This window comes from Streptomyces sp. WELS2 (genome assembly GCF_013870595.1).
Lineage (GTDB): Bacteria > Actinomycetota > Actinomycetes > Streptomycetales > Streptomycetaceae > Streptomyces.
Window position 1 is genome coordinate 1 of record NZ_JACBWZ010001108.1, and the last position, 1,747, is coordinate 1,747.

At 75.6% G+C, this 1,747-nt stretch carries 1 protein-coding gene and 1 pseudogene; both read left to right on the forward strand.

The genetic code is table 11. The features are described 5' to 3' along the window. Positions 1 to 75: 75 nt before the first annotated feature. Positions 76 to 1,167 (forward strand): annotated as a pseudogene (locus H5J33_RS34105) (DUF58 domain-containing protein); the annotation flags it as partial. Then, positions 1,164 to 1,747 (forward strand): DUF3488 domain-containing protein (locus H5J33_RS34110; RefSeq protein WP_220213006.1); only part of this gene is annotated, 584 nt, incomplete at its 3' end. The pseudogene H5J33_RS34105 and the gene H5J33_RS34110, both read left to right, overlap by 4 nt.

Below are 1,747 nucleotides of genomic sequence, written 5' to 3' on the forward strand. Positions count from 1 at the left end.
GTGCGAGCCGCAGCGGCTGCTGACGCACGGCTGGCCACCGCAACTCGGCGGGGCCGCGGCCGCCCTGGTGTTCACGGCGGCGTACGGGCTGTGCACCTGCGCATGGACAACGTCTCCCGGCTGCCCACCGGTCTGCTGATGCTCCAGGACCGGGTGCCCTACGTCCTCGGGCCGCGCCCCCGGTTCGTGCTGGACCGGATGGAGCCGGGCGGCCACCGCGAGGTGTCCTACCGGGTCCGCTCCGATCTGCGCGGCCGCTATCCGCTGGGCCCGCTCCAGCTGCGGCTGACGGACCCCTTCGGGATGTGCGAGCTGACCCGCTCCTTCGCGACGCAGGACATGCTGACGGTCATCCCCCGCGTGACCCCGCTGCCCCCGGTCCGCTTCGCCGGCGAGGCCAAGGGCTACGGCGAGGGGCGGCAGCGCTCGCCGGCCCTCGCGGGCGAGGACGACGTCATCCCGCGCGGCTACCGCTACGGCGACGACCTGCGCCGGGTGCACTGGCGCTCCACCGCGCGCTACGGCGAGCTGATGGTGCGGCGCGAGGAGCAGCCCCGGCGCTCCCGGTGCACCGTGCTGCTGGACACCCGCGGCGGCGCCTACGAGGGCGCGGGCCCGGACTCGGCCTTCGAGTGGGCCGTGTCCGCCACCGCCTCGGTGCTGGCGCACATGCTGGAACGGGGCTTCTCGGTCCGGCTGCTGACCGACGGCGGCAGCACGGTGCCCGGCGAGGGCGGCGACGGCTTCGCGGGCACCGGCCAGGAGACGGCGGAGACGGCAGGGCTGCTGCTGGACACCCTCGCGGTGATCGACTACTCCGACGGCACCGGCCTGTCCCGCGCCTACGACGTGCTGCGCGCCGGGAACGAGGGGCTGCTGGTCGCCTTCCTCGGCGACCTGGACGAGGAGCAGGCCACCACGGTCGCCAAGATGAGCCGGCGCAGCGGCGGCGCCGTCGCCTTCGTGCTGGACCCCGGCGTGTGGACACGGGAGGCGACCGACGTGCCCCGGGCCGGCGACCGGCACGAGGAGCGGCTGCGGATGCTGCGCGAGGCGGGCTGGACGGCGCTGAGCGTGCCGCGCGGCGCCTCGGTGGAGGAGCTGTGGCGGCAGGCGGACCGGGAGCGCTCGGGCCTCGCCTCGCTGAGCGGGGAGGCCCGGGGATGAGCGGACGGGCACGACTGGCACTGTGCGCGGCGGCGGCCACGCTGATGGCCTCCTGCGCGCTGCTGCCGCTGGTCGCCAAGCCGACCTGGCTGCTGCAAGTGGTACCGCTGGTGGCCGTGCAGAGCGGGGTGGGCGCGGCGGCCCGGCGGATCCCGCTGGGCCGGTGGCTGACACTGGTGGCCCAGGTCCTGGTCACCGTGGTGCTGCTGACCCTGGTGTGCGCCCGGCAGCACGCGATCGCCGGACTGATCCCGGACCCGGACACCGTCCGGTACCTCGCCGAGCTGCTCGCTCGGGGCGCGGACGACATCGGCCGGTACGCGACACCGGCGCCGGTCACCGACGGCATCAGGCTGATGCTGATCGGCGGGGTGCTGCTGGTCGGGCTGCTGGTGGACACGCTCGCGGTGACCTTCCGCAGCGCGGCCCCGGCCGGGCTGCCGCTGCTCGCGCTGTACTCGGTGGCCGCGGGGCTGTCCGACGGCGGCGCGGACTGGCTGTGGTTCCTGGTGGCGGCGGCCGGTTATCTGATGCTGCTGCTCGCCGAGGGCCGGGACCGGCTCGCCCAGTGGGGCCGGGT